Below are 19695 nucleotides of genomic sequence, written 5' to 3'. Positions count from 1 at the left end.
GCTCACCAAACCTACGCGCTAACCTTAGAAAATACCAAGGTTCCGTTAGTGCCACCAAAACCAAAGGAATTACTCATAGCAACATCGATCGTCATTTTCTGCGCCTTGTGTGGCACAAAATTGAGGTCGCAACCTTCATCAGGCGAATCCAAATTGATGGTCGGCGGGGCCACTTGATCAACAATTGCCATAACACTGAAAATTGCTTCAATTGCGCCAGCAGCACCTAAAAGGTGGCCCGTCATTGATTTGGTTGAACTGACGGCGACATCTTTAGCATGCGCAGAAAAAACACTTTTAACTGCAGCGCACTCAGCCTTGTCACCCGCTGGTGTAGAGGTGCCATGAGCATTAATATACTGCACAGCACTAGGGTCCATACCGGCATCCTTGAGTGCGTTGAGCATAGATTTGGCCGCACCCGCTCCATCCTCAGGCGGGGAAGTCATATGAAACGCGTCGCTACTGGTACCAAAACCCGATAGTTCAGCATAAATTTTGGCTCCACGCGCTTTGGCATGTTCGTACTCTTCCAGCACTAACACACCCGCGCCATCGCCTAAAACAAAGCCGTCACGGTCTTTATCCCAGGGCCGGCTCGCTTTTTGCGGATCGTCGTTACGCTTTGATAATGCTCGTGCTGCACCAAAACCGCCAATCCCAACTGGGGTTGTTGCCATTTCGGCGCCACCACACACAACGGCATCGGCATAACCAAACATAATCTCTCGAGCCGCTAACCCAATAGCATGGGTACCCGTAGTGCAAGCCGTTGTCACCGCAAGGTTAGTGCCCTTAAAGCCGTACCTGATCGACAAATTACCCGCAATCATGTTGATAATAGAGCCGGGAACAAAGAACGGAGAAACCCGACGAGGGCCCCGCTCTTTAATAAGAATCGAGGTATCTTCAATCGACCCCAAACCACCAATGCCGGAACCAATCACACAACCAATGCGTTCAGCATCGGCGTTTTCAATGGTCAAACCCGAGTCTTCGATGGCCTGTACTCCAGCCGCCATACCAAACTGGATAAACGGGTCGTTTTTTCGTGCTTCTTTGTCACTCATATACGGTGACAAATCAAAGTTTTTGACGGAGGCGCTGAACCGAGTAGTAAAAGCGCTAGCGTCGAAGTGCTCAATGGCGCTCACGCCACTTCGACCATTTACCACTGAATCCCAAGATTCGGCCACAGTATGTCCGACTGGGCTTACCATGCCCATCCCGGTGATTACAACGCGCTTGCGGTTCACTTTAACCCCCAAAAACCTTCATAAACTCAACCGCTTTTTGCTATTCAGCCTGAGCCAAATCACTAAAACCGGGTGTATGTGTCAATATTAGAAGCCCTTATACAACAAAAGCCGTGCTATTTGCATAGACGGCTTTCGCAAGAGCTGTAACTACCAAAAACTAGGCTTAGCCCAAGTTCTCGTTGATGTAGTTGATAGCAAGTTGAACTGTGGTGATTTTCTCTGCTTCTTCGTCAGGAATTTCAGTTTCGAATTCCTCTTCCAAAGCCATTACCAACTCAACGGTATCCAAAGAGTCTGCACCAAGGTCTTCAACGAAAGAAGCTTCAGTTTTCACTTCATCTTCTTTAACGCCTAATTGCTCGGCAACGATTTTTTTTACGCGTTCTTCGATGCTGCTCATGATATTTAGTAACTCCTAAAGTCGCTTTAAATGATACAAATGTAATAAAAAATAACTACAAAATTTGCTGTAGTGCTAATGCAGATAAAACCCTGCCTCAACCCCATAAAATTTGTGCTTATACACCGCCAACAATCACACAAACAACCCACATTTGGCGCTGGCGGGGTAAACTGAGGCGCGCATTTTAGCGCGATTTTCTCAATGTTGTAATGCACCGCACAAAATTTATTAGCTATTAGTTAAATTTACCTTTATAAACAGTAAGTTAAGGCACTGGACTTGTTGAAAAATCCGCACCTAAAAGTGTTACTGCATGTACATTCCGCCGTTTACCTGAACAGTTTCACCCGTCACGTAGGCGGCTGCATCGCTGCACAAAAAGGCAACCACACCGGCAATTTCCTCGGGCTGACCTAAACGATTTAGAGCAATAGACGACTCTAATTTTTTGCGCTGTTCTTCAGGTAGCGCTTTAGTCATATCGGTATCAATAAAGCCTGGCGCCACAGCGTTCACCGTAATATTACGCGAGCCCACCTCTTGCGCCATAGAACGCGAAAAACCAGCAACCCCTGCTTTTGTCGCCGCATAATTCGTTTGCCCTGCATTCCCCATACAACCGACGATCGAGGTAATGCTAACTACACGCCCCCACTTAGCTTTCAACATGCCGCGCAGGCACGCCCTCGTTAAGCGGAAAATAGAATTGAGGTTAGTATCAATAACATCAAGCCACTCATCATCGCTCATACGCATAAGCAGATTATCTTTAGTAATACCGGCGTTATTGACCAGCACGGTAACAGCCGCGTATTTCTTAGCGATTTCAGCCACCACAGCAGTGACAGATTCGCCATCGGTCACATTTAACACCATGCCTTCGCCTTCGATCTCCGCTGCGTTTAATCGCTCGGTAATCGCCGCAGCACCCTTTTCACTGGTTGCCGTACCAATAACAATAAAACCCTCTGCACCTAGCTTTTGGGCAATGGCAGCACCAATACCGCGGCTCGCACCGGTTACTAACGCTACGCGCTTTACATCACTCATACCTAACTCCTCACTCTATTATTGTTTTAGCTTTCAGCTCAAAATCACTCAACAGCCAGTGCTGCGGCACTACCCAAGGCCACGCAGTTCAAAGGTTTGTGAATCCGTCGATTTAAGCCAGAAAGTACCTTGCCAGGCCCACACTCAACAACGGTTTCAATACCTTGATCAACCAAGACATTAACTGACGCCACCCAAGGTACCGCAGAGTAGATTTGCTGAATTACCCGCTGCTTTATCGCTTCTGGATCAATTTCTGTCGACACACCAACATTATGAAGAACAGGTATGGCTGGCGCATTAAACGTCGTTTCTGCAATATGTTTTGCCAAGTTATCCGCAGCCGGCTTCATCATTGAGGTATGGAACGGCGCACTTACCGCTAAAGGCAGTACACGCTTAGCTCCCGCCTCTTTGCACAGTGCCATAGCACTCTCGACCGCCGCCACTTCACCCGCAATAACAAGCTGCCCTGGAGAGTTGTAATTAACCGTTTCAACAACGCCTTGCTCAGTCGCTTTTTGGCAAAGCTCTTCGACTATCGCATCATCCAACCCAATAATGGCTGCCATTGTACCAACACCGACCGGCACAGCTTGCTGCATATATTGACCACGTAAGCGCACAAGTTTAATAGCCTCTGCAAAATCAATAACCCCAGCGCAGACTAATGCCGACCACTCGCCCAAGCTGTGGCCAGCCAAAATGGCGGGCTGCGTCTTGCCCTGCTTCTGATAGATGCGCCAAATGGCGACACTAGCGGCCAAAAGTGCAGGCTGTGCATTTTCAGTCAAACCCAATATTTCCTGCGGATCCTCTTGCACCAAAGCCCACAAATCAAAACCCAGTGCTTCACTGGCCTGTGCAAATGTTTCTTCAACTTCAGGGTACTCCTGTGCTACATCGGCAATCATGCCGACGCTTTGCGAGCCCTGCCCAGGAAAAACAAACGCTAATGAGTTATCTGACATTTTTAAAACCTTTAACTGATTGCTAATTTTTAAGATTAATACTGCGAGCGATAGGAGCTTGCGACAACCAACTCGCCAATAGTTTATCGGGCCTGCGCCGCGCCTGATCACAAGTTACCCGAAGAGCCGCTTGAAAACTTTTGCTATCGGCCGCGCCATGGCTTTTAACAACGACCCCCTTTAACCCCACCAGCAACGCGCCGTTATAAGCCGAAGGATCCAATCGTTTAAACCAACCTATCGCCATAATGCCCAAAAGAACACCCAGTGTTTTTCGCCACAAAGAGGCTGCAAAATAGCGGCGCAAGTCGCGAATAAGGTAACGCGCCAAACCCTCGCTAGCTTTCAGGGCAACATTCCCAGTGAAACCATCGCAAACAACAACATTTGCAACACCTTCGAAAATGGCATTACCTTCAACAAAGCCCACGTATTCAAAACGCGAGTCATCTCGCAGTAATTTATCCGCCTCATGGAGAACCTCAGTCCCCTTTTGAAGCTCCGCCCCTATATTGAGAAGCCCAACCTTAACGGGCGTAACACCCTCAACCTCAGCCAAGGCCGCTCCAATCAAAGAAAACTCATGCAGCTGCTTTGCACCGACCTTAATGTTTGCGCCCAAGTCCAGTACAAAACATGGCGAACCAGAAACAGGCATTCGCTTGCAAATAGCCGGTCGCTCTACCCCATCAAGCGTGCCAACCAGGTGCCTGGCCATTGCCATCAAAGCACCTGTATTTCCTGCGCTTAAAACAGCTTGCACCTCACCATGGGCAACGGCACGAAGAGCCAGCCACATGGAAGAATCTTGCTTTGAACGCAGCGCGGTGCCGGGCTTTTCTTCAGGCGTGACAATTTGCTCAGCATGAACAACATTCAGCCGAGAAGAAACAACGTTAGTGTCTAATGCGCTCAAAGAGGACTCTATAATGGCTTTATCGCCAAACAGAGTGATATGAACAAGAGGGTTGAGCTTAAGAAAAGAAACCGAAGCGCAAATGAACGAGTGGGGACTATCGTCCCCACCCATCACATCAACAGCTAAATAAGTTGGCGATGCCAAACTTACTCGTCGTCTTGAGTATTCAAAACCTTACGGCCACGGTAGAAACCGTCTGGCGTAATGTGATGGCGTAAATGCTTCTCGCCGGTAGTCGCATCTACTGACAAGTTAGTTGCAGTTAATGCGTCATGTGAACGGCGCATGCCGCGCTTAGAGCGAGTTTTTTTCGATTTTTGAACAGCCATGGTGTACTCCTGGGCTTATTGACTTTGCGCCTCTCGGCGGTTTAGTTTTTTTGATCTTTACTACTATTGCCCTTTAAAGCGGCTAGCGCTTGAAAAGGGTTGTTTGTTAATTCTTTTTCATCATCGATGAGCTCTTCATCACCGCTACTTAATAAAGAGCTCTCAATACACAATTCAGAGTGCATCGGTGCTGTCGGTATTGCCAACAGCAACTCATCCTCAATCATTGCGTATAAGTCTTCAGGTTCTTCGCCTGCAATCCAAGGCTCAATGCGAGCCGGTAATTGCTTAGCTTTTTCTTCGTCCCAAACTATAGCCCAGTTTACGTCAATCTCTGTGCTATAAGGCATTGAATCTAAGCATCGCTGACAATCCAGCGTCAACTCAGCACTCACCTTGCCCGTTACAGTACGGCGGCGCTCCTGATCAAAACCAAACTCCAGCTCGGCACTCAAACGATCAACCACTGCCGAAGCCGCTAATAATCGTTGAAATCCGTCACCGGGTATTTCTCCAGCAAGCAACACGCCCTTTATGCAAAATTTTCGGGGTTCGATGTACTGCGGAATTGTTCTTTTTAGTGTGTCATCTGACATAAGCGCGCGATAATATTGATTTGCAATAAGGATGTCAAAATTAATTGATCAATTTTCGACAAATGATTAAGCGTAGATCTCAGCTTCCAACTTCGCAAGAGCCAATTTCAACGCCGCTATATCGGGTGCAGTCACATTAATGTGACCTACTTTTCGCCCCGAACGAACCTCTTTCCCATACCAATGCCAGTGATGATTAGCTTGCAAAGCTTGCTCTGCAGTCGCCTCAACCCCTAGCAAATTAAGCATACCTGCTGCGCCGCACACCTCAGAAGCCGCCAACGGAAAGCCAAGTACAGCCCTAACATGCTGTTCAAACTGACCTGCCTGAGTCGCATTCTGAGTCCAGTGGCCGCTATTGTGAACCCTTGGCGCCAACTCATTCACCACAATGCCGGCTTCCGTCACAAAACACTCCATCGACAACACGCCCACATAATTCAACTCTTCAAGCAAGCGAGTTATATGCGACTTTACGTCATCGGATTGTTTTTGCGCAATAGCCTCTACAGGCACAATGCTTGTTAGCAACACACCCTCGCGATGAACATTTTCAGCGAGAGGGTAAACCTCAATCTGCCCTGTTGATGCCCGCGCAGCGACAACCGAAATCTCGCGCTCAAAAGGAACCACTTTTTCCAGCAGCCACGGACCAGAATCCTCAGCTCCACTCATGGCGGCAACATCCGCCGCCGAACGAAGCCACCACTGGCCTTTACCGTCGTACCCATTTTCTTGGGTCTTCACAATAACGGGATAACCCAGGCCTTCAGCCGCAGGAGCAATCTCATCAAATGTTGCCGCCGGCGCAAAATCCGCCGTCGGAACACCCTGATCATTTAGAAATGTTTTTTCACGTAGGCGGTTCTGAGTAATCCAAACAGCCTTCGAAGGCGGGAAAACCGAGCAGTGTGCCGAAAACTGCTCGTAAAAGGTAACATCCACACCTTCTTTTTCGGTAGTGATGACATCAGGGGAACCCAGTGCCTCAAACAAAGCCGCACAAGAATCCTCCGCCTTAACGGTAACCACTAGACCCAAATGATCTACGCAGCGAGAATCTTCCTCAGGGAATTTAAGAAAGCTAAACTCTACACCCATTGCAATGCCGTCCAGAGCCATCATTCTGGCCAACTGACCAACACCTAACACCGCAATGCGCATCAATCGATAACCTCCCAAGGTACGCTGTCCGTCTGCTTCTGGCGCCATGCCTGTAAGCGCTCGGCTAACTGCGGATCTGACAAAGCTAATATCTGAGCGGCCATTAAGCCCGCATTGTATGCACCTGGCTCACCGATGGCTTGTGTCGAGACCGCTACACCCTTAGGCATTTGCACCATCGACAACAAGCTATCGACACCTTGCAAGCGGCCAGCCGGAATGGGCACAGCAATCACCGGAATCCAAGTCATTGCTGCCGCCATACCGGCTAAATGAGCAGCACCGCCGGCGCCAGCAATCAAAACTTTAACGCCGCGCTCTGGCGCGCTCTTCGCAAATTCCAGTAATCGCTCGGGAGTACGGTGCGCAGAAACCACATTGCACTCAAACTCAACACCCAGCTGCGTAAGAGGCACAGTGGCGAGCTCCATAATCGGCCAGTCGGAACGGGAACCCATAATAATATTGACGGGAATAGACATATTTACCTCAAACTGAAAACGGTTTGCTCATTACGTTCCTAATTTACGTAAAACACCGCAAGCAACATAACCGCAACAAAAAGAAAGCCGCGCATCATTCCAGAAAACACGAGCGCTGGAAAGTAGATTTTTTAATCAATTTAATTTGAAGCACGCCATAACGATAAAAATTACAGCTTTAGCAACCATAAAACTGATACCGCAGAAACAAAAAAACGGAGGAAAACGCCTCCGCTTCGCATTAAATCAACGGAACCAAAGGTTAGTCGGGGCTACTGTCAATGATACTCAACAGATCCGCAGTCTTTTGCTCCATTAGCTCACGATCACCGCGCGCTTCCACATTCAAACGAAACAAAGGCTCTGTACTTGAGCACCTTAAATTAAAACGCCAGCGATCAAAGGCCATCGACAAACCGTCAACATGCTCAATTTTTAGCGCTTCCCCGGCATATTTCGCTTCAATTTGCTCTAGCAATATGGCTGTATCACTAACGCGCCGATTGATTTCACCGCTACAAGGGAATGCCGCTATACGCTCACCAATCAATTCCGACAACGGAATGCTTCGCTCACCCAACATCTCGGTAATGAGCAACCAAGGAATCGTACCGTTATCACAGTAAGCAAAGTCCTTGAAGTAGTGGTGAGCACTCATTTCGCCACCGTAGACTGCATCTTCCAAGCGCATGCGCTCTTTAATAAATGCATGCCCTGTCTTACTCTGTACCGCCCTGCCACCCGAAGCCTCAACAATATCAACGGTATTCCACGTCAATCTCGGGTCATGAACAATAGCAGCGCCCTCATGCTTCATTAAAAATGACTGCGCCAACAAGCCTACTAGGTAATAACCTTCCATGAAGTTACCACCTTCATCAAAGAAGAAACAACGATCAAAATCGCCATCCCACGCTATACCTAAATCGGCACCATGCTTGCGCACCGCTTCAGCCGTAACGCCCTGATTCTCAAGCAACAAAGGGTTGGGGATTCCGTTAGGGAAGCTTCCATCGGGCGTATGGTGAATTTTGATAAACTCGAAAGGCAGATGCTTTTCAATGGCATCGAGTACCATTCCAGCACCGCCATTGCCCGCATTAACCACAACTTTTAATGGCTTAAGCTTACTAACATCAACATAGGTTAAGAGATGATCAATGTACGCTAAGCGCATATCTTTTTGAGTAACGGAGCCTTTTACGGCCTCTTTGAAATTACCCGCCTCAGCCATCGCCTGGATTTCATGCAAGCCCGTATCACCAGAAATCGGTCTAGAGCCTTCACGAACCAGCTTCAAGCCGTTGTAGTCCATGGGGTTATGGCTAGCCGTTACACAAATACCGCCATCAACACCTAGTTCAAAAGTAGCAAAGTAAACCTCTTCTGTTCCGCACTGACCAATATGCGTAACGTCAGCGCCTGCATCCGTCAAACCATTAACAAGCGCATCAGTAAGGGATGCACTCGTCAGGCGAATATCATGCCCCACAACTACTGTTTTGGCGCCAAGGAACTCAACGTATGCACGACCGATTCGATAAGCAACATCATCATTCAGCTCATCAGGAACGCGGCCACGAATATCATAGGCCTTAAAACAGGTAATTTTCATTAATTGACTTAACCTTCTTTATAAATATTTTCGTAAACAAAATTTGTTGCTTCAACAAAGCCTTCAACACTACCGCAATCGAAGCGCTTGCCTTTAAACTTATAGCCCAACACACAACCCTGCTTAGCCTGAGTCAACAATGCATCAGTAATTTGCACCTCACCATTCTTACCTGGTGGCGTTTTTTCGATAATTTCAAAAATATCTGGTGTAAGAATATAACGGCCAATAATCGCAAGATTGGTGGGCGCCTCTTCTTTAGAGGGTTTCTCAACCATATCCGTTACTTGATAAATGCCATCTTTAATAGATTCTCCAGCAATAACACCAAATTTATGAATTTGATCGTCAGGCACTTCTTGAATCGCTACGATACTGCAGCGAAACTGCTTATACAAAGCAACCATTTGCGCCAAAACACCATCACCACCGTGATCAGCTACGCATAAATCATCTGATAATACGACCGCAAAAGCTTCATCACCAATCAAGCGCTTGCCATTTAAAATTGCATCACCTAAACCACGCATTTCACGCTGACGAGTAAAGGAGAAAGCCCCTTTCGCCATAACGCCTCGAATAGAATTCAAGTACTCTTCTTTTGCCGAGCCTGCAATTTGATGCTCAAGCTCATAGCTCACATCAAAGTGATCGGCGATAGCGCGCTTACCGCGACCAGTCACAAAACCAATATCGGTTAAACCTGCCTCCAACGCCTCTTCAACACCGTATTGCACCAATGGCTTATTCACAACGGGGAGCATTTCTTTGGGCATTGACTTGGTTGCTGGAAGGAAACGAGTACCGTATCCGGCAACAGGGAATAAACACTTCTTAATCATAAAATTTCCTTAAAATAGGGATGGATTGCTCGGCAGGCGCCGAATATAACACAGAGGATATTTCCAATGCATGCAAATAGGCGGCCGACTTATTTAACAGCCCAATAATCGCCTAAAGGCTTGGTGCTGGACAACTTCGTCTGAGGCGTTAGAATGTCAGCCCTTTAGTGACAGGCCTATGACAACAGGCCAAACCTCAAACTAACCTGAGCGCACCATTTTGTTGCATTCAGGTCCAGCTGCAAACATCAAACGAGCCACCTATGCACACCTTTGAACCAAAGTCCTCTTACGAGCGCGATGAATTATTAGCGTGCGGCCACGGCGAACTTTTCGGCCCAGGCAACGCGCAACTCCCTATACCCAACATGCTAATGCTTGATCGCATTACATCGATCAGCGCCACCAACGGTGAGCACGGTAAAGGCGAGATTGTCGCCGAACTCGATATCAACCCAGACTTATGGTTCTTTGGCTGCCACTTCCCTGGCGACCCAGTAATGCCTGGTTGCCTAGGCCTAGATGCTATGTGGCAGCTAGTTGGCTTCTTCTTAGCCTGGAAAGGCAACCAAGGTCGAGGTCGCGCTTTGGGTTCTGGCGAAGTGAAATTTACCGGCCAAATTTTGCCAACGGCGAAAAAAGTCACCTACCGCATTACCCTAAAACGCGTTATCGAACGCAAATTAGTCATGGGAATTGCCAATGGCTCTGTCGAAGTTGACGGTAAAGAGATTTACACCGCCAAAGACTTGCGCGTTGGGCTATTCACCAATACTGATAGCTTTTAATTTAAGGCAGAATCAATAATAAAACTTACCTGCCGCTTTAATGCGGCAGAGTAAACGACCTAATTGTATTTTAAAGAGGCTACTATGAAGCGTGTTGTGATTACCGGCATGGGTGTTGTTTCCTGCATTGGCAATGATTTAGACACCGTCCTAAGTTCACTTAAAGAAGGCAAGTCTGGCATTCGTTTTAACGAAAGCTATGCCGAACAAGGCTTTCGCAGCCAAGTATCAGGCTCAGTGGACATAAACCTAGGCGACTTTATCGATCGCAAACAATTGCGCTTCATGGGCGATGCTGCAGGTTTTTCTTACGTAGCCATGCAAAATGCCATCGCACATGCAGGTCTTGAAGAGCACGAAGTTTCTAACGAGCGCTCTGGTATTATCATGGGCTCTGGCGGCGCATCAACGCGCAGCGTTGTAGAGTCTGCCGATATTATTCGCAGCAAAGGCGTTAAGCGTGCAGGCCCCTACCGCGTCACCCAAACTATGGGTAGCACCACCAGTGCCTGCCTGGCCACTCCCTTTAAAATTAAAGGGGTTAATTACTCAATCTCTTCAGCCTGCGCGACCAGTGCACACTGCATCGGTAATGCGATGGAGCTCATTCAACTCGGCAAGCAAGATATCGTTTTTGCTGGCGGCGGCGAAGAAGAGCATTGGACGCTAACAGGCCTATTTGACGCCATGGGTGCGTTGTCGACGAAATATAACGACACTCCAGATAAAGCCTCCCGCCCTTACGATGCAGACCGCGATGGATTTGTTATTGGCGGCGGCGGCGGTTGCCTGGTTGTTGAGTCTTTAGATCATGCTATCGCGCGCGGAGCAACCATCTATGCTGAACTTGTCGGCTATGGTGCCACAAGTGACGGTTATGACATGGTTGCCCCAAGTGGTGAAGGTGCAGCACGCTGTATGCGCATGGCTATGGGCGGTGATACCGCACCGATCGATTACATTAATTCGCACGGTACAAGCACGCCCGTTGGCGATGTTGCAGAGCTTAGCGCCGTTAAAGAAGTCTTTGGCAACAATGTGCCCGCCACCGCATCAACAAAATCACTGACCGGCCACTCCCTCGGGGCCACAGGCGTACAAGAGGCCATCTACAGCCTTCTAATGATGGAGCATGGCTTTATTAGCGCATCGGCCAATATCTCCAACCTGGACGAGAAAGCGGTGGGAATGTCGATTGTAGAGAGCATGCGAACAGCAGAGCTTAATCGTATTATGTCGAACAGCTTCGGTTTTGGCGGAACAAACGCTACGCTCATATTTAACCGCTACAACGGTTAAAAGTTATACGCATGAAAAACGAAAAAGCCCTGCAGCGTTCAAACTGCAGGGCTTTTTCGTTTTAAAGCTTAAGGGTCGTGTAGATACGTTAAAGCTTATCCATTTTATCTAGCACTACAGCCCTGATACCTCCAATCTCCATCGCCGACAAATTGCCAACTCGCGCTAAATTAATTGAGTGAAGGTGCAAGCTTGGCGTACTTTGATCCAACTCTCTTAAATCGCCTTTAACCAGCATCGGCAGCAAGGGTTGATCTGGTGGTCTTCGGCTATTGATTAAACGCAGCCCCGCATTAAGAGGAACCAAGCGATAAGGATCGGAGCCTTTACGCAAAGGAATCCGAAGCATCATTCGCTGATCGGCGCTGTAATAGTCGGGCACAATCATTAAACCTGTAGGCTTAACCGCGTGCTCTGGCACTGAATGGAAAATATCATGATGCGCAAACGGATTAGGCAAAATGACAAGTTTTCGGTTCTCTTCCTTAGGAAAGAAAACATTATAATTTGTGTAAATTTGCTCAACTGAACCAGAGTACACGCAGATTCGGTTTTCAAATTTAAGGACAAATTCTTGCGCGAGTTTCTGCTGCTTAAACTGATTTAAGTCCCAAACCAAGTCACAATTAGATGCACCACCGCTTCCTTCGACCTTCTCAGGTTCAAAAGCTTGAGCCAAGTTTAAATCTAGCAACGCCACGAGCATACCCTCTAAGTTTTATCTGCCTACGATTTAAGCAATACGCAGAATGGATATAGTCCATCCAACTCAAGAATAGCGGAATTATTATGAATGCGTGATAGCGATCACACTAAGCGGGGGGTTTTGGCGCCAAACGGCAGAGAAGTCATCGAGAATAGAAATTGAAAAGCCTACCACCATCCGTGGCGATATTACTTAACTAAAGAACAAATATCACAAGAAGGCTATTGATCGATCGCAATAACATCATCCAATAAGCCGACCAACTGGCCCATTTTGTTATTACTCAGCTTACTGCTTAACGCATCGTAATTCGCCTGAACTTTAGGCTGAACTTTTTGATGAAGACGCTTGCCTTTAGCGCTCAACGATATAACCAACTCCCTTTGGTCTCCCGGTGAAATTTTACGCAGTAAAATTCCATCCTGCTCTAAACGATTCAAAATACGCGACAAGCTGGGCCCCAAGATTGCGCTTTGAGAAGCCAGCGTTTGCGCATTCAATTCACCGTTCAGGTAGGTGGTGCGTATCACACGCCACTGCTGCTCGGTTAGCTCAAAATTGCTCAGAGTTTGACGCGCCGCCAAAACCACTGACTCTCGCGCCTTCTGTAATAAAATAGGTAAACTTTCAAAATCAACTTTCATATATTTTCACACATCAACAAATCATGGAAGAGGTTAAATATTAACCAATTGTTGATTTATGCGCCACCCCGTTATGTAACATGCTCGTCATTTAATCCAAAAATGACGTACTTTTGCATGAGTTTCCGACGAGCAACGCGTTAGTTATCATGATAAATACACCGCATGCGTTATCTCTACCTAAAAAGCCTCCTGCTGTGCATGCGCAATACTGATTCATTCAGGTTTTTCAGGATTTATAGACGCAAAAGCCGTCATTGAATCAAGGTCACCTAAGCCATGCTTTTCAAATACAGTGCTGAAGTCACCTTGTTCGCCGTTGAGGGCCATGTAATTCAACACCACAGACTCCACTAACGAATTCACATTGTTTGCCGCAGGGCTGGAAGATGTTTCAACATCACCACTAGAGCGCATAAAACCAATTTGTTGGCTGCGCGCTTTTTCATCATCTGTCGCCCCTAGCAATTCAGGTTTTTTGGTCGGGTTATAAACCAAGAAAAATGCACTTGCCGTTTGCTGGTTATCCCCCGTCCACACGCCTTTACCACGACCACCAATACTATCGTCTGTCATCCCATTAGAAAAAACAGAACCGTCGCTGAAGACATACATCATCACTTGCTTCTGTTTCTTCGCTGCATATTCGAGCACAGCCCCCATACAGCGGCCGGCACGTAAATCTCGGCTTTCGCCAGTGGCGCGATCACCCGTGTGATAATCGTACCCGCCCATAGTGATGGTACCTGCTCCTGCATACGCACCCGCCAAACCGTTGGATTGAAGTGGCCCGTCGAGCACAAGTTTCATCACCGAGGCCGTTTTACTGAATTCGCGATCCGCCATATCTGCCGCACTAAAAATGCCATTCTCACCGACAATTTCAGGATCTGATAATGGACTTAAATCAATACCGCCAAACTGAGAGACAATATCGGCACTTTTGGCATAACTACAACGCACATGCTCTTTAATCACTTCGTCACGATCACGTTGTGTATTTACTACATCGAGTTTGTCCTTACTGATGCGATACATAGCTTCCATAACAGCCACTGTTTCGTCTTTAGACAGCAACCCAACTAAACCACCTGTATCCACCAACCCGGTCACGTCTGTAGGCCTATCGACTTTTGTAGGGCGAGCAGAAGGGTCGACCATACTCGCCGGCGCCATTGAATTACCGCCAGACACACTACTAGAAGAACCGCACAAAGGCAGTAATGCGCCCGCAGCGCCCGCCTTATGAATCCCATACATTGGGTTGTGCGGATTATTACCCGTATCATTCTCACTTCGCGCTGGAATCACGGCGCCATTAATGAGCTCGCGCGTCGCGACAGAAGTCTTCTCCATAATGCCAGCAAGAAATTGCGAGTCGGCATGAAAGGCTAAGCCCAAGCTATCATTCACAAAATCATTGGTATCCGTCGCGGGGTTCACCACCGATGGCACCATATCACCAGGTAACCCTTGCTTGGAGTAACCCGAAGCGCTAAGAAAGTCCAACTGGCCGCCGGGGCCTCCCACCAAAACATTAGAGCCCGCTATATTGGCACCGCCGGCCAAGTCAAAACAGATAAACGGGATCTTATTAGCGCCACCATAAGCGAGCTTACACTCGCGACCATTGTCACCATTCAGCACATCATCCGATAATTCCGCCATTGCGGAGTTCGCCAACCAAGGCGCTCCAAGAACACTGGCCGCGCCTGCCGTAAAACCCTGCGCAATAAAGTCTCGGCGCGAACGTGGCTTATGGTGATCCGGGTGCGCTAGAGGTTGGTCAATTTCAAAGAAACGTTTTTTCATGGGTATATCTCCTACTGCACCAACATTGCGGCGCTGCCTAGCGCAGCAGCGCAGACGGCGGTTACAGTTGTATTTGTTGTATCCGCAGGGCAGTTATTACCACACGAAACCATCCGATCAATTAAACCGCCTAAACGCTCGGCCAACTGCGGCGTCGCAGAGGGGCCAGACTTAACAGCAATGCCTTCTGGTGTTTCCACCACCAATACTTTTGCTAAACCATCAACAATAAGGCTGCGCCCTGCCGCATCAAAAGCCGTAACCGGATTCACGCCAAAATTGAAACTTCCGAATATGGCCGTTCGCAATTCGTTACTCGCCACCAACACACTGCAATAAGCCACCGCCAACTGAGTAATGCCCATTTGATGAGCCGGTAAAAAGCCTTCTATATTTTCGCCAACAGGAAGCTGCTGCCTCACCTTTTCATAGGTTTCGCTTACCGCAGCTTGCGTTGTCGCAACGCCGGTCATCTGCGATAAACTGGCATTAATTTCAGCGAATGTCTTAACGCCAATTTCAGCCGCACGCAGCGCATCAATTACATCCTCTGGCGCCGCGGGGGTAGGTACAACCTCGGCTGGGCGCGCGTAGGTACGTGCACCCAAAACATCGAATGTTAAGAAAAACTCATCGTTCTCCTTGCCCTGCTCAACGGGGATCAGTGCGCCAATATTGGATAGAGGTAAACCTTCACCAGCAACATAATTAGTCGCCGATATCCCGAGATTAACATTTTGAAAAGCCTGCCCTATAGATGCTTCACGCCCATTCACACCAATGCGCATACCGCTCAATGTAATTTCTTGCAGCGGAATAGGCGGTTCAGAATCGGCCGTTTTATTGGGATCTAGAATATAAAAGAACGGGTTCGCAAACAGGTAGCTGTAACTGTCAAAGGGCTCCACCTCGAAGACGACATAAGCATCGGTACCTTCTGGGATCGCTCCAGTTTGTAATGAATCCGTCACGCGAAAGAGCATATAAAACTTTTCTCCGACGCCTATTTCATAGTTAACAGCAACATCTTCGGCCGACAGTGCACGGTTGTGAATAGCTAGAAAACGCAGGGTGCCCAGCCAGGGGTCATTCGCATTAGGGTCGCTATAGGATTCGGTACCCAAAATTAACGCATAGGTATCATCCCAGCTACCAAGGCTGCCCTCGCCAATACTTTCGGGATCATCATTGGCAACCAGTTCACCATTCACGTAAATCCGCCGCCCCTCCAATATGTTGAACGACACCACAACATGTTGAAGTGTCGCTTGTAGTACCTCGTCAGCATTGGGGGTCGACAATCCAGGAAATCCACCTTCATCGGTATCGGTGGTGCGATTGCGAAAATCGTAGTTATACAATGTTTGACCAAGGGTAATATTGCCAATGCCATCACCCCCGGCATAACTCACAATATGTGATTGCTCTTGCGTAACGTTCGCCGCAGCAACCCAACCTTCAACACTATACTCACCGGTAAAGGTTATTTGTGAATGCAGCTTTTCACTCGCTGCCGTAGTCGCCTGAGCCCGCCCGCCAAAAAAACGCAGCCCCCAAACACCACCTTCAAGCCAGTCCACATCACCGTTCAAACGTAAATCCAGCGCGGGGTCTTGACCAGAAGTATCAAACGCAAAGTCACCATTGCCGGTTTTAAATTCGTACTTGGCAATTAAGTTAGGCTCCACTCGCCCCCCGGCACTCGCCACTAAACCATCAGCGCCCAACTGCAAAGCATTACTCACCACCAAAGCAGCATCGACTTCGGTGGGTTCGATGGTTGCTGCAAAGGCCGCTATTGCAGCCTCAAGATTATTCGCATCATTTTGACAATCGGCAGTCCAGCAATTGTGCGACTCTTCTCGTAAACGCACCAACATGCGAGAGCTCGCGGGTGCACTCAAATTAATTTTACTTTTAGCCGCCTCATAGGCTGTATCGACGTTTTTATCAGCAAAGTAAGGTTGTTGTGGCGTTGAGCCAGAAGGCGAATGGCAATCGCTACAGTATTCCAGTAAATACGGTGTATGAATTAAACCACCGAAGTCCGAACTGTCGGCAGGGAATGCGCGACTACTACCCGCCGTTTTGACTTCAGGCGCAGTAAGCACAATCACATTCCCGCTCACGCCGGCATCATTAGCCCAAGCTTCAATCCACGTCGTCAGGGTATCTGCGCAAACAGAAGCCTCTGCTCGCCAGCAGTTATGTCCAGCCCCCACTTTACTTACCATGGTAGAAATCGATGGTGCCTGTAAATCAACGATTTCGAGGGCTGCGGAGTATGCAGCATCAATGTTATCCCGCCGTGCAAACTGAGGGGCTTGTCCACCTTCAGCATGACAAGCACCGCAACGCTCTTGCGGCGCCAAGTTACTCCAAACATTCACCAAAAAGCGCTGCACATCCGCCGATGTCGGATTCGGCCCTTTATATTCAATGCGATCACCGTCATCTACCACTGGCGGCGGCGGATTACTTTGATTAGTCGGGGTGCTGTCGTTACTACACGCCGCTAAGAAAACTGCGCCGACGACGATAAAACTGCGAACGGCCTGCTGAAATTGCCTATTAACAAACATTAATCATCCCCTCCCAAGTCATCCATACCCATGCAGTACACCGCCGCATCGGCAAACAATGCTTTCGCGTTATAGTTTTCAGTTTTAAAATTTGCAACCATCGATGAGATTTGTGTCCGGTCGTCACTGTTTTCGGGGTCACGGAAACACATAGTTTTAAATACCTTCGTCGCTTGGCAGCTTGAGAAAGCCTCGCTGTAAGCCAACTCAGTGGCCATAGATTTAGCCCCATGCCCACTGCCGTTATCCGGTGATGATGTATCCCAACCCAGATTCGCATTCACCCCTGCCCGCCAATAGTTATCCCATTTATCGTCGGGGGTGACAAAACCGGGTTTGAATGTCGTGCTATTGAAGTGGTATTTAGCCTGAACTCGCGTCCCCGTTTCTGGATCTAGCTCGCCATCGCCGTTGTATTCAAGGAAACCGTTTAAACCATCAGGATCGTTATCTACATCATAATTAAAGTTGTAATAAGCGAATGCTTGAGCCAACGGATCCATACCGCTATGGCAACCCAAACAGCCATTTAGAAAAGCTCGAGAATCGCCACCCGGCGACCGGGAAACATCTTGACGAATACGGTCGGGGGCACGAGTTACATCATGCAGCTGCTCAAGGTCCAAACACAGGTGGTTTAATAATGTAAATCGCAACTGGGCGCGGTTAGTACCCGCTTTGAAAAACGCTTGCGACGCCGCACGCGAGGTAATAACACCTGCCGTTGCATCCGCAGGTAACCCTGTGGTCGCGGATTGAATCGCTCGAACCAACGTCGTTTTTAACGGTAATCCACGTTCAGTGATAGCTTCGTAATGTGCATTATTCGCATTACTGTAGGGCGGCGTAACGCCCTGCCCAACGTAAACAACATCACCAAATAAAACGCTTCGAAAATCGGCACCATCGCGCACTAAACCGACCACTGTCGCAATATAGTCGTTGAATGGCACGAATACAGTGCTATCTCGATTCGTCCAAGGCGCTGCCCAATTAACTAAAGTTACGTCATAGAAATTGTCGTTTTCCATCGCGATTAGCGCGGCGGCCTGAGGGTCGCCATCACTAATCAACAGCTGCATGCGCGCAAGCACATCAGTCTCTGAATCAGGTGGCACGCCGGCGATGCGCTCGTGCATGCGTTTCGCTTGCTCTACAGGGCCCGCCTGAATTAACGCCGAAGCAAGGCTAAGGCCTCCTACAAAAACGCCCCGAACAATGGGGTTGAACAATAACCTAACATTTAACATATGCCCTACCTGGTAATAATTTTGTGCGTCTACGCCGTTCGCAATGTATGAGTAGAGCAGCTTTTGTTCCACACCACCCTAGAGCCACCATGATCCGGTAATTCCGGCGTCAAAAATAGACTCAGAGCACAGATAACCGCTATTGCAACTATAAAGGCTGGAAAATTGCTTACATATCACTCTCGGATTGAGTTCCGAAGAGGTACAATGAGCGCGTTTTTAGAACCTCTATGGATAACGCATTCACTAGGGACATGAACGCCGCTTAGCATTGACGCTAAAATGTCGGCAATTGACGTAAACCGCAGACACGAGAAGCCCATGTTTCATTTTCTTCGCCAGCTCGCTTTCATTTCGCCAGTGTCACTGGCATTAGGATTCGCAAGCGGGTGCGATGTCAGTAATGGCAATGGCCCCGGTAAAGAACAGCAGCCCGACCCTGTTGTTGTCGATATCCCCATCGCTTTTATTACGCGACAGATCCCCATCGACGACGATCCCGATGCATTGGGCACGCCGGTCAGTCAAAATATTTTAGACCCAGCGGCATTTCACCCCGGCGCAAAACTCATTTTCAAGGACCGCGCAAAATACTCAGCGGCAGAAGTTAATATCACGGCAGGGTTATTTCCTGATCAGTTAGAAGACCCCGATGATGAAGATAGCCCTCTCATCCCAGCCCTTATTGATGTTAAAGATCTAGAAGCATCCCCAAATGGCGACAAATTACTTTTTAGCTTGCGTGCACCCGCAGACCCAGACGATGACAACCCACAGCCAACGTGGAACCTTTGGGAGTACTCCGTAGAAACGGGTATCGCCCAACCTCTTTTCGACAGCGTGATTGCCGAACAAGGGCAAGACGTATCGCCGCATTACCTACCTAACGGGAGCATTGTTTTTAGCTCGACCCGGCAAAAACGCACCAAAGCCATTCTTTTAGATGAAGGTAAGGCTCAATATTCAGGGCTTGATGAAAGTGCC

The 19695-nt window shown here is 48.3% G+C and carries 19 protein-coding genes; 3 read left to right on the top strand and 16 right to left on the bottom strand.

Annotation, left to right across the window (positions count from 1 at the left end; genetic code table 11):
• Window positions 1–11: 11 nt before the first annotated feature.
• From fabF to galU, 11 genes are all read right to left on the bottom strand, one after another.
• Window positions 12–1256 carry a beta-ketoacyl-ACP synthase II gene (gene fabF / locus AC3A8L_RS05605; protein WP_487961252.1) on the bottom strand — a complete coding sequence of 415 codons (1245 nt, stop codon included), beginning with the start codon at window positions 1254–1256 and terminating at the stop codon, window positions 12–14.
• Between the two features lie 166 nt (window positions 1257–1422).
• Entirely contained in the window at window positions 1423–1659 is a 237-nt protein-coding gene (gene acpP / locus AC3A8L_RS05600) for an acyl carrier protein (protein ID WP_487961251.1), read from the bottom strand.
• Between the two features lie 309 nt (window positions 1660–1968).
• Window positions 1969–2712 carry a 3-oxoacyl-ACP reductase FabG gene (gene fabG, locus AC3A8L_RS05595; RefSeq protein WP_487961250.1) on the bottom strand — a complete coding sequence of 248 codons (744 nt, stop codon included), beginning with the start codon at window positions 2710–2712 and terminating at the stop codon, window positions 1969–1971.
• Window positions 2713–2756: 44 nt separating this feature from the next.
• Window positions 2757–3683, bottom strand: coding sequence for an ACP S-malonyltransferase (gene fabD, locus AC3A8L_RS05590; RefSeq protein ID WP_487961249.1), 927 nt, complete (start codon window positions 3681–3683; stop codon window positions 2757–2759).
• A gap of 22 nt (window positions 3684–3705) precedes the next feature.
• Window positions 3706–4746, bottom strand: coding sequence for a phosphate acyltransferase PlsX (gene plsX / locus AC3A8L_RS05585; RefSeq protein ID WP_487961248.1), 1041 nt, complete (start codon window positions 4744–4746; stop codon window positions 3706–3708).
• Window positions 4747–4748: 2 nt separating this feature from the next.
• On the bottom strand, window positions 4749–4931 hold the full coding sequence (rpmF, locus tag AC3A8L_RS05580) for a 50S ribosomal protein L32 (protein ID WP_236986235.1): 183 nt from the start codon (window positions 4929–4931) through the stop codon (window positions 4749–4751).
• A 41-nt stretch (window positions 4932–4972) separates the two neighbouring features.
• On the bottom strand, window positions 4973–5527 hold the full coding sequence (locus AC3A8L_RS05575; RefSeq protein WP_487961247.1) for a YceD family protein: 555 nt from the start codon (window positions 5525–5527) through the stop codon (window positions 4973–4975).
• A gap of 66 nt (window positions 5528–5593) precedes the next feature.
• A complete protein-coding gene (locus AC3A8L_RS05570; protein ID WP_487961246.1) occupies window positions 5594–6739 on the bottom strand; it encodes a 5-(carboxyamino)imidazole ribonucleotide synthase in 1146 nt (381 codons plus the stop codon).
• Window positions 6691–7173 (bottom strand): 5-(carboxyamino)imidazole ribonucleotide mutase, encoded by a 483-nt coding sequence (gene purE / locus AC3A8L_RS05565; protein ID WP_487961245.1) that lies wholly within the window; start codon window positions 7171–7173, stop codon window positions 6691–6693. Before purE ends, AC3A8L_RS05570 begins: the two co-directional genes overlap by 49 nt.
• Before the next feature lie 262 nt (window positions 7174–7435).
• Window positions 7436–8788 carry a phosphohexomutase domain-containing protein gene (locus AC3A8L_RS05560; protein ID WP_487961244.1) on the bottom strand — a complete coding sequence of 451 codons (1353 nt, stop codon included), beginning with the start codon at window positions 8786–8788 and terminating at the stop codon, window positions 7436–7438.
• Between the two features lie 8 nt (window positions 8789–8796).
• The gene (galU, locus tag AC3A8L_RS05555) at window positions 8797–9630 is read right to left on the bottom strand and encodes a UTP--glucose-1-phosphate uridylyltransferase GalU (RefSeq protein WP_487961243.1); all 834 of its coding nucleotides are present in this window, start codon (window positions 9628–9630) and stop codon (window positions 8797–8799) included.
• 263 nt (window positions 9631–9893) lie between these two features.
• On the opposite strand from galU, the gene fabA reads away from it, so the two are divergent.
• On the top strand, window positions 9894–10418 hold the full coding sequence (fabA, locus tag AC3A8L_RS05550; RefSeq protein ID WP_487961242.1) for a 3-hydroxyacyl-[acyl-carrier-protein] dehydratase FabA: 525 nt from the start codon (window positions 9894–9896) through the stop codon (window positions 10416–10418).
• An 84-nt stretch (window positions 10419–10502) separates the two neighbouring features.
• Window positions 10503–11717, top strand: a complete 1215-nt coding sequence (gene fabB, locus AC3A8L_RS05545) for a beta-ketoacyl-ACP synthase I (protein ID WP_487961241.1) — start codon at window positions 10503–10505, stop codon at window positions 11715–11717.
• Window positions 11718–11805: 88 nt separating this feature from the next.
• On the opposite strand, the gene AC3A8L_RS05540 is transcribed toward fabB, so the two are convergent.
• The 5 genes from AC3A8L_RS05540 to AC3A8L_RS05520 all read right to left on the bottom strand — a co-directional run bounded on the left by AC3A8L_RS05540 (window position 11806) and on the right by AC3A8L_RS05520 (window position 18711).
• Entirely contained in the window at window positions 11806–12417 is a 612-nt protein-coding gene (locus AC3A8L_RS05540; RefSeq protein WP_487961240.1) for a hypothetical protein, read from the bottom strand.
• 227 nt (window positions 12418–12644) lie between these two features.
• On the bottom strand, window positions 12645–13067 hold the full coding sequence (hpaR, locus tag AC3A8L_RS05535; protein ID WP_487961239.1) for a homoprotocatechuate degradation operon regulator HpaR: 423 nt from the start codon (window positions 13065–13067) through the stop codon (window positions 12645–12647).
• Between the two features lie 216 nt (window positions 13068–13283).
• Window positions 13284–14879 carry a hypothetical protein gene (locus AC3A8L_RS05530; RefSeq protein ID WP_487961238.1) on the bottom strand — a complete coding sequence of 532 codons (1596 nt, stop codon included), beginning with the start codon at window positions 14877–14879 and terminating at the stop codon, window positions 13284–13286.
• 11 nt (window positions 14880–14890) lie between these two features.
• Complete coding sequence (locus AC3A8L_RS05525; RefSeq protein WP_487961237.1) at window positions 14891–17461, bottom strand: LamG domain-containing protein; 2571 nt, start codon at window positions 17459–17461, stop codon at window positions 14891–14893.
• Window positions 17461–18711: a hypothetical protein gene (locus AC3A8L_RS05520; RefSeq protein WP_487961236.1), complete on the bottom strand. Its 1251-nt coding sequence runs from the start codon at window positions 18709–18711 to the stop codon at window positions 17461–17463. The genes AC3A8L_RS05525 and AC3A8L_RS05520 overlap by 1 nt, the downstream gene beginning before the upstream one ends.
• 321 nt (window positions 18712–19032) lie before the next feature.
• Between AC3A8L_RS05520 and AC3A8L_RS05515 the strand changes: the two genes are divergently transcribed.
• The coding region (locus tag AC3A8L_RS05515; RefSeq protein ID WP_487961235.1) for a TolB-like translocation protein at window positions 19033–19695 on the top strand (663 nt) is incomplete at its 3' end.

It is taken from the genome of Marinagarivorans sp. (assembly GCF_982758155.1).
The sequence above is the reverse complement of the archived record's forward strand: the minus strand, read 5'-3'. Positions and strand labels throughout refer to the sequence as shown.

Coding starts and splice junctions, on each gene's coding strand:
- AC3A8L_RS05525 (WP_487961237.1), bottom strand. CDS start 17,461: ATGTTTGTTAATAGGCAATTTCAGCAGGCCGTTCGCAGTTTTATCGTC.
- acpP (WP_487961251.1), bottom strand. CDS start 1,659: ATGAGCAGCATCGAAGAACGCGTAAAAAAAATCGTTGCCGAGCAATTA.
- rpmF (WP_236986235.1), bottom strand. CDS start 4,931: ATGGCTGTTCAAAAATCGAAAAAAACTCGCTCTAAGCGCGGCATGCGC.
- fabD (WP_487961249.1), bottom strand. CDS start 3,683: ATGTCAGATAACTCATTAGCGTTTGTTTTTCCTGGGCAGGGCTCGCAA.
- AC3A8L_RS05560 (WP_487961244.1), bottom strand. CDS start 8,788: ATGAAAATTACCTGTTTTAAGGCCTATGATATTCGTGGCCGCGTTCCT.
- fabB (WP_487961241.1), top strand. CDS start 10,503: ATGAAGCGTGTTGTGATTACCGGCATGGGTGTTGTTTCCTGCATTGGC.
- AC3A8L_RS05520 (WP_487961236.1), bottom strand. CDS start 18,711: ATGTTAAATGTTAGGTTATTGTTCAACCCCATTGTTCGGGGCGTTTTT.
- AC3A8L_RS05530 (WP_487961238.1), bottom strand. CDS start 14,879: ATGAAAAAACGTTTCTTTGAAATTGACCAACCTCTAGCGCACCCGGAT.
- AC3A8L_RS05570 (WP_487961246.1), bottom strand. CDS start 6,739: ATGGCGCCAGAAGCAGACGGACAGCGTACCTTGGGAGGTTATCGATTG.
- purE (WP_487961245.1), bottom strand. CDS start 7,173: ATGTCTATTCCCGTCAATATTATTATGGGTTCCCGTTCCGACTGGCCG.
- hpaR (WP_487961239.1), bottom strand. CDS start 13,067: ATGAAAGTTGATTTTGAAAGTTTACCTATTTTATTACAGAAGGCGCGA.
- AC3A8L_RS05575 (WP_487961247.1), bottom strand. CDS start 5,527: ATGTCAGATGACACACTAAAAAGAACAATTCCGCAGTACATCGAACCC.
- fabA (WP_487961242.1), top strand. CDS start 9,894: ATGCACACCTTTGAACCAAAGTCCTCTTACGAGCGCGATGAATTATTA.
- fabG (WP_487961250.1), bottom strand. CDS start 2,712: ATGAGTGATGTAAAGCGCGTAGCGTTAGTAACCGGTGCGAGCCGCGGT.
- galU (WP_487961243.1), bottom strand. CDS start 9,630: ATGATTAAGAAGTGTTTATTCCCTGTTGCCGGATACGGTACTCGTTTC.